The organism is Streptomyces sp. NPDC048483, from assembly GCF_040651455.1.
In the GTDB taxonomy this organism is placed as follows: Bacteria; Actinomycetota; Actinomycetes; order Streptomycetales; family Streptomycetaceae; genus Streptomyces.
The window spans coordinates 1-7,595 of record NZ_JBEZJZ010000202.1; the positions used below are offsets into that span (position 1 = coordinate 1).

Annotated in this window: 7 protein-coding genes and 1 pseudogene; 5 read left to right on the top strand and 3 right to left on the bottom strand. The window is 67.0% G+C overall.

Annotated elements, in window-relative coordinates:
- Positions 1–145: 145 nt before the first annotated feature.
- Positions 146–1,022, top strand: a protein-coding gene (locus AB0D04_RS41780; protein ID WP_362712647.1) for an IS5 family transposase whose coding sequence is annotated in 2 segments (ribosomal slippage) — positions 146–432 and positions 431–1,022 — 879 coding nt in all. Because the reading frame shifts where the segments join, the coding sequence is not laid out codon by codon here.
- A 10-nt stretch (positions 1,023–1,032) separates the two neighbouring features.
- Here AB0D04_RS41780 and AB0D04_RS41785 read toward each other — a convergent pair.
- Positions 1,033–1,554, bottom strand: coding sequence for a hypothetical protein (locus AB0D04_RS41785; RefSeq protein WP_362712648.1), 522 nt, complete (start codon positions 1,552–1,554; stop codon positions 1,033–1,035).
- A 344-nt stretch (positions 1,555–1,898) separates the two neighbouring features.
- On the opposite strand from AB0D04_RS41785, the gene AB0D04_RS41790 reads away from it, so the two are divergent.
- On the top strand, positions 1,899–2,774 hold the full coding sequence (locus tag AB0D04_RS41790) for a hypothetical protein (RefSeq protein ID WP_362712649.1): 876 nt from the start codon (positions 1,899–1,901) through the stop codon (positions 2,772–2,774).
- A 135-nt stretch (positions 2,775–2,909) separates the two neighbouring features.
- On the opposite strand, the gene AB0D04_RS41795 is transcribed toward AB0D04_RS41790, so the two are convergent.
- Positions 2,910–3,818, bottom strand: a complete 909-nt coding sequence (locus AB0D04_RS41795) for a LysR family transcriptional regulator (protein ID WP_362712650.1) — start codon at positions 3,816–3,818, stop codon at positions 2,910–2,912.
- Positions 3,819–3,912: 94 nt separating this feature from the next.
- Here AB0D04_RS41795 and AB0D04_RS41800 point away from each other — a divergent pair, with 94 nt between their 5' ends.
- Positions 3,913–4,770 (top strand): arylamine N-acetyltransferase, encoded by an 858-nt coding sequence (locus AB0D04_RS41800; RefSeq protein WP_362712651.1) that lies wholly within the window; start codon positions 3,913–3,915, stop codon positions 4,768–4,770.
- Positions 4,771–4,799: 29 nt separating this feature from the next.
- Positions 4,800–6,272 carry an MFS transporter gene (locus AB0D04_RS41805; protein WP_362712652.1) on the top strand — a complete coding sequence of 491 codons (1,473 nt, stop codon included), beginning with the start codon at positions 4,800–4,802 and terminating at the stop codon, positions 6,270–6,272.
- A 374-nt stretch (positions 6,273–6,646) separates the two neighbouring features.
- Here the strand turns inward: AB0D04_RS41805 and AB0D04_RS41810 are convergent, their stop codons facing one another.
- Positions 6,647–6,898, bottom strand: a complete 252-nt coding sequence (locus AB0D04_RS41810; RefSeq protein WP_362712653.1) for a hypothetical protein — start codon at positions 6,896–6,898, stop codon at positions 6,647–6,649.
- A gap of 492 nt (positions 6,899–7,390) precedes the next feature.
- On the opposite strand from AB0D04_RS41810, the pseudogene AB0D04_RS41815 reads away from it, so the two are divergent.
- Positions 7,391–7,504: pseudogene (locus AB0D04_RS41815) on the top strand (3-hydroxyacyl-CoA dehydrogenase family protein); the annotation flags it as partial.
- Between the last annotated feature and the right edge of the window lie 91 nt (positions 7,505–7,595).

Below are 7,595 nucleotides of genomic sequence, written 5' to 3' on the forward strand. Positions count from 1 at the left end.
GTGGCTCTCCGTACCCCCGCGGGACCCTCATCCGCGCAGTCTCGGACGACCAGCGTGGTCTGCACGGAGGCACGATCCGGTGAGCGTGATCGACTGCTAGGGGGTGTATCGAAAGTTGATCTTGAGCTGTGAATGGCCACAGTCCATGGGGCGGGGAGATCTCACGGATGAACAGTGGGCGGCGTTGGAACCGTTGTTACCGAAGGGGGTGAGAGCGGGCCGGTCGCCTGTCTGGTCCCGGCGGCAGCTGATCGACGGCATACGGTTCCGGGTCCGGACCGGTGTGCCGTGGCGGGACGTGCCCGTCGAGTACGGACCGTGGGGCCGGATCTACGACCTGTTCCGCCGATGGCAGCGAAACGGCACCTGGCATCGGATCCTTACCGGGCTCCAGTCCCTGGCCGACGCGGCGGGTGCGATCACGTGGGGACCTGAGCGTCGACTCCACAGCGCGCCGCGCCCATCAGCATGCGGCCGGAGCCCGCAAGCGGGGTGACCTGCAGAAGGAACCACCGGGCGGTATGTTCACCGAACCTGGTGATCACGGACTGGGACGCTCGCGCGGCGGGTTCACCACCAAGCCGCACCCGGCCGTCGAGCAGAGCCAGAAGCCCATGTCGATTGTGATCACGGCCGGGCAGCGCGGGGACTCGCCGCAGTTCGAACCCGTACTGGAGAAAGTCCGCGTGCCCCGCATCGGACCGGGTCGGCCACGCGTCCGTCCCGATCGGGTCCGCGCGGACAAGGCGTACGCCTCCCGCAAGATTCGCGCCTACCTGCGCCGCCGCGGAATCCGCTGCACCATCCCGGACAAGGTCGACCAGGCGCGCAACCGCCAGAAGCTCGGCTCCCGCGGCGGCCGACCGCCACATTTCGAACCGACCGACTACCGCGAGCGCCACGCGGTCGAGTGCGGGATCAACCGCCTCAAGAGGCACCGCGCCGTCGCCACGCGATACGACAAGCTCGCGGTCCGCTACGAGGCGACCGTCCTCGTCGCAGCCATCAACGAGTGGCTGTGATCCTCGGTCGTCACCCAGTGGGATCCACGTTCCACGTCTCCGGCAGATCGCTGCCGCAAAAGACGCAGACGAAGTCGTCCTCGCGCACGATGCTGTGTTCCTGGCAGTCGGGGCACCGCCGGAACACCACCTCATGGGTGAAGCCGGAGGGCCGCCGGAGCCCTACATCGTCCAGAGCACGAGCGACTACCGGCCAGGAGATGACGTCCGGGCAGTACCCGGTGGACTGGTTGCTGACCTCGCTCACGGCCCACCGGTCCGCCTCACGCACGAAGCCGATCTCGCCGGCACTCATCACCATGGCTCCGCCGGCACAGGCCACGTGCTCGCTTCGCCGCGGCGCCAGCCGAAGCACACCGTCCATGCCCACCACAAAGGTGAACGGTTCGGCCAGCTCCGCCGCCGATCGCTCAGCGATCCAGCCGCCGAACTCAGCCGCCGAGCTGATCCGGCACCCGCCGCTGCCAGGCCGGACCGCACCCTTCAGCTCGACTGGTCCGACATATCGGTAACTCCGCCCCCGAGCGCTCACGTGAGCCAACCTAGAGCACTTCCGACGCACGCCCTGATACGGCACCTTCCAAGTCGACATGGACAAGCGGCTCGACCTGGCGCTCCATGTCGTTCCCCGCCCCCGGAAAGTCACCAACGGCCGGGGACAGGCCACGCGCCCCACCCTGTGAGTGTCAGAGGCATCCGCCCACACGGTCTGACCGCAGCTCGTCCCCGGCTCGTCAAAGCCGCAGAGCGAGCCGGTCGCCCCCGGAGCCACGGCTGGTCTCATGAAGGAGTCGCGGCATGTCGCGCACATGGCGACAATGTCAGGACTGACATGACACATGGGGGTGTCAAGCGAACCAGACCGACTTGGCGGCAATGGCCGCGCAGGCCCTGTTCACCGCTCTGGGAGACGCAGCCAGCACGGCGGCATCCCAGCTCACGCAAGACAGGTTGAACCGCTCCGCTCGCGGTCGCGCCGCTCTGGACAGCTTGAACGCCTCACCTGACGATCCCGCTGCCCGCCGTGATGTCCAAGCCGCCATTGCTGACGAAATCAGCGGCGACTCCCAGTTCGCTGATCGCCTCGCCGTCCAGCTTCACGCACCCGTACAACAGACCACCGGAAGCGTCGTCATCACGGGCAGCCAGTTGAGGCACAACCACATAACACTGGGCCCAGCCTTCGCGGCCGCACTGCTGCTGGCTCTGGTCGTGCTCGGCGTGTACGGCGGGGTACAGATCATCACCGCCGACAACGGGCCGAAAACTCAGCCCCAGGCGACCGAGGCCCGGGAAGGTGGACAGCCGACGCCACGGGACAGCACAGGGGGCGACGGCAGGACCGACGGCCCAAGGATCATGACAGCCGCAGAGGCCGACGCGGCCCTGCCCACCATTGAGGACATGCCGCCCGACTGGGTGGTCTTTGACGACAACCGCCACCTGGACAGCAGCGACCATGAGTTGAACGACTGCTACGCGGACGGGACGATGTTCGATACCGACGCGAAACCCGAGGATGGCATCCGCCCTTACGCCTGGTTCCGAGTCTACGCCTGCTCGTCACCGGCTCGGGCCGCTGCCCTGTTCGACAAGTTCGGCCCGAAGGACAAGGTGACAGCCATCCCTCTCCCGTCGCTCGGCGACAAGGGTGTCAGCCTTCCCGTGCGCTTCCGCGCCCAAGGCCCGCGTGTGGCCGATCCCAGACACGGCACCGATGTCGGAGACCTCTGGGAGACTGACCTGACCTGATCCGGGATGTTGTCGCACATCCCGCGGCCATCGTCCCCACCGGCCGCCGGCACCGGGCCCGCCAGGAGCACGCAAGGGATCACTGCGCTGGGCGCCGCAGCGTAAGTCCGTTACGGACAAGGCAAGTTCAGGGCTTCACTTCAGCATCGCCCGGACCGATTCGCGCACCTGGCGGCGGAGCCAGACATGGGCGGCGTCGGCATCATCGCGCGGGTGCCATGCCTGGGTGACGTGCACGGGTGGTAGGTCCAGGGGGATGTCACGCAGGGTCAGGCCGAGTGCCTGGGCCGTGCGGCGGTGATGGAGCCGGGGCACGAGGGAGACGAAGCTGTCCGATCCCATGAGAAGCAGCATCGTCGCAGCGAAGGTGGGGGCGGTGGCGACGACTCGTCGGCTGAGTCCCAGGTCGGAGAGCGCGTTGTCGATGGGCCCGTTCATGCGGCCTCGCCGAGAGGTGACGATGTGCCGGGCGCCGGCCAGCCGTTTTGCGGTCAGTTCGCCTTCGGCCAGGGGGTTGTCATCGCGCATGAGCAGGACGTGATGGTCCTCGGCGAGTTGCTCGGTGCGGATCTCGGGGGCGGCGGCACGGATCACCCCTATCTCCAGATCCGTGGTGCCCTCGCGCAACCGTGAACTGTCGCCCGCCAGTTCCGCCAGGAAGCGCAGGGTCACGCCGTGCGCTTGCGAGCCCACGCGGGAGACGAGGTGGTCTCCCACGGAGGTCACCACCGCATCGTTCGCGACGATCGTGAAGGTGCGTTCCAGGCTGCCCAGATCGAGTTCCGCCGTCGGCGCGAGCACCGTGTACGCCCGTTGGACCAGCGCATGCACCTCCGCTGCGATGGCCACGGCGTGCGGCGTCGGCTGCATCGTGTGGCCGGCGCGTACCAGCACCGGGTCGCCGAGCACCCGGCGGATACGTCCGAGGGTGCGGCTCATCGCGGGCTCGGTGATACGCAGTCGGGCCGCCGCCCTGGTGACCGAGCACTCCTCCAGCAGGGCGTCGAGGGCCACCAGGAGGTTCAGATCGAGTTTCGCATGCATGCCGTGCATTTTATAAGTTCCGAGATTGCATTTGTGGTTATGTACCCACCTCCTGGAGTCTTGTTCTCGCTGCGTAAAGGCACTTGGAGGAAGCGTGAACACAGACAGCGCATACGGCTGGAACGGCGAGCAGGTCGATCTCGACTCCTACTTCGCGCGGATAGGTTTCGACGGCCCGCGGACCCCGGCCTTGGAAACCCTGCGGGCCCTGCAGTGGGCGCACGTGGCGACGATTCCGTTCGAGAACGTCGACATCCAGCTGGGCCGGACCGTCCAGCTGGATCTCGACTCGGTGCACGACAAGCTGGTGACCCGCTCGCGAGGCGGCTACTGCCTGGAGCAGACCGTTCTCTTCGCCGCGGTCCTGGAAAGGCTGGGGTTCAAGGTCACCGGGCTCTCGGGCCGTGCCCGTATGGACGCCGGCCTGCGCCCGGCCACGCACGCCCTGCTGAAGGTCGAGCTGCCGGATGCGCCGATCACCGGTCAGTCGTATCTGTGTGACATCGGCTTCGGGGACATGGGCCCGCTGGAACCGATCGAGATCACGGACGGCAACGAAGTCCTCCAGGGAGGCTGGCACTACAGGCTCGCGCGACAGACCGGCGTGACGGGCAACGAGGAATGGGTGCTGTACACGCTCCGCGAGGACGGCTGGTACGACCTCTTCAGCTTCACCCTCGACCCCCGCTACGCGGTGGACTACGACATGGTGAACTACCACCGCTCGACGCACCCGGGTTCACGTTTCGTCCGCCATCTGCTGGTCCAGCAGCCGCAGCCGGATGCCCGCTACGACCTCACCGGCACCACGCTGACCGTGACCCGGCCCGACGGTGCCCACGAGACCCGTCAGCTGGAGCCGACCGAGGTTCCCAAGGTGCTGGACGAAGTCTTCGGAGTCCGCCTGCCGGGTGACGACGCCACCGCCCTGGTCAACAAGCTGGCCAGCTGAAAGCCCCAGGCGGAAACGGGAGGAATCACATGACGGAACTCAGCCGCCGGCGCCGCGTACTGGTCCTGACGATCTGCTGCATGAGCTTGCTGATCGTCAGCCTGGACAGCTCGATCGTCAATATCGCGCTACCGCAGATCTCCACCAGCATGCATGCGCCGATGGCCGGATTGCAATGGACCGTCGACGCGTATCTGCTCGTTCTCGCGAGCCTGCTCATGCTCTCGGGATCGACCGCCGACCGGATAGGCCGTCGGCGCACCTTTCAGATCGGCCTCGCGGTATTCACCGTCGGCTCTCTCTTGTGCAGCATCGCCCCCAGCCTCGGCTGGCTGATCGTCTTCCGTATGGTGCAGGCGGTCGGCGGTTCGATGCTGAATCCGGTCGCGATGGCCATCATCACGAACACCTTCACGGACAGGGCGGAGCGGGCCCGCGCCATCGGTATGTGGGCGGGCGTCATGGGAGTCAGCACGGCTCTCGGGCCGGTCGTCGGCGGAGCGCTGGTGGATTCGCTGGGCTGGCGGGCGATCTTCTGGATCAACGTCCCGATCGGCGCGCTGGCCATTGTGCTGTGCCAGATCTTCGTTCCGGAGTCCAAGGCAGCCAGGGCACGTCGCTTCGACCCGGTCGGGCAACTGCTCGTCATCGTCCTGTTGGCCTCGCTGATCTACGCGACGATCGAGGGCCGGGAGGCGGGCTGGACATCGCCGAGGATCATTGCCCTGTTCGCGGTGTCCGCGGTGGCGCTGGGCGTACTGATCGCATACGAGCGGCGCCGCCACGAGCCGTTGGTCGAGCTGCGGTTCTTCAAGAGCGTGCCGTTCAGCGGAGCGAGCGTGGTCGCGGTGTGCGGGATGGGCGCGATGAGCGGCTTCCTGTTCATCAACCCGCTCTACCTGCAGAATGTGCGCGGTATGTCCGCCCTTGAAGCGGGGCTGTGCACACTGCCGATCGCGGCGATGTCGCTGCTGATCTCCCCCCGCTCGGGCCAGATGGTGGCGCAGCGTGGGCCACGGCTTCCGCTGGTGATCGCGGGTATCGCGATCACCCTGGCCGCCGTCGTGCAGACGAGCCTGGACAACGGGACCGCTCTGGTATGGCTGCTCGTGGTCTACGCGGTCTTCGGTCTCGGGTTCGGCATGCAGAACCCTCCGATCACCAACACCGCGATGTCCGGTATGCCCACGGAGCAGGCCGGGGTGGCAGCAGGCATCATCTCCACCAGCCGGCAGGTGGGCCAGGCGCTCGGCGTGGCCGTGGTCGGTTCGGTGGTGACGTCGAATCTGCACGGCTCCCTGCACACCGGGCTCGCCGAGGCGAGCCATCCGGGATGGTGGATCATCACCGGCTGCGGCGTCGCGGTGTTCGCCCTCGGTCTGCTCACGACCGGACGGTGGGCCCGTCGCACCGCCGAGGCAACCGCCGCTTCCTTCGCCCCTGATGCCGGGAAGCCGGACGACAAGGTGGCCGTCGCGGCGGCCGGTCCGGGACAGGCCTGAAGTGTGCCGGCCTCCAAGGGCTCGCAGAGAATCAACGTGTTGCTCCACGTGATTCGGCTCGTTGGTCTGGTAGGGGTGTCTCCGATGAGGTTCGTGGTCAACTCGCCGTGAGGTTCGCGGTGTTGTTCCCGCATCTGGACGAGCGGCAGCGGTGGCCGGCGCTCCGGGACATCGACGCTGCCGCGCTGCGCGTCTGGACGCCCCAGCTCCTGACTCGGGTCGAGGCGTCCACGGCCCAGGTGATCTGGACCCACCTGTCCACGATCCTCGAAGCTGCCGTAGACGACGGCCGCCTGATCAAGAATCCCTGCAAGGCCCACCGTACGGTCAAGGCTCCCAAACCCTCGAAGAAGAGGGCCACGGCATGGTCCAGGTCAACCGTGGATTCCGTCCGGGCGGGCCTCCAAGACCGGTACCACATCGCGGTGGATGTCGGTGTCGGCCTCGGCCTTCGCCAGGGTGAGGCGTTCGGCCTCAGCGAGGAGGACTTCGATGCCGGCGTCGTACACATCAGCCGACAGCTGCGGTGGGACTCCAAGGGAAGGCCGTACTTCTGCCTGCCGAAGGGCGGCAAACCGCGAGACTCTCCCCTCTCCCCCAACCTCGCCAAGCGTGTCCAGGACCACCTGCGCCCCTTCCCTTCGGTCGCCTGCACACTCCCTTGGCGCAACCCCGAGCCACCGACGACCGAGCTGGAAGCACGACAGCGCAAACCGATCACCGTCCGGCTGGTCCTGGGCACCTCGCAGGGCAATCGCATCAACCCCTCAATGTGGAACAAGCGGAGCTGGCGGCCCGCACTCGCGGCGGCCGGGGTACTGAAGGCGACCGGCGAGAAGGTCACGACGCACGGAGGCCGCATCCGGCGGTACCCCGTCTACGAACTCTCGCGCGCGCGGACATGTTCCACGTTCTCCGGCACACGTACGCGAGTACCCAGCTTGAGGCAGGCGAGTCAATCGTCAGCGTGTCGGAGTGGCTCGGGCACGCCTCGCCGCTATGGACGAGTGGTTCGATCAAGATCCACAACCGAATGTCCCTGAGAAGTCCCTGGGTGCCGCGCAGGCCCCGAGCGGGCCCCCCAACCGCAGGTCAGAGCACTAGTCACCCACATCGTCAGCATGTACGAGGAGTACAAGGAGCCGCTGTACGCCGCTCCCCCGCTGCTGGCACGCATGGTGGACGCGGGGCGGCTGGGGCGGAAGTCGGGGTCGGGCTTCTACTCGTACTAGGGCCTGTGTGATGTCGTGATCAATCTTGCCGATTCGGATCCGTCTGGAAGGCGGATTTGGTAGGAAGAGGATCGTGACGCGCAGGCAACTC

Coding starts and splice junctions, on each gene's coding strand:
- AB0D04_RS41790 (WP_362712649.1), top strand. CDS start 1,899: ATGGCCGCGCAGGCCCTGTTCACCGCTCTGGGAGACGCAGCCAGCACG.
- AB0D04_RS41795 (WP_362712650.1), bottom strand. CDS start 3,818: ATGCATGCGAAACTCGATCTGAACCTCCTGGTGGCCCTCGACGCCCTG.
- AB0D04_RS41805 (WP_362712652.1), top strand. CDS start 4,800: ATGACGGAACTCAGCCGCCGGCGCCGCGTACTGGTCCTGACGATCTGC.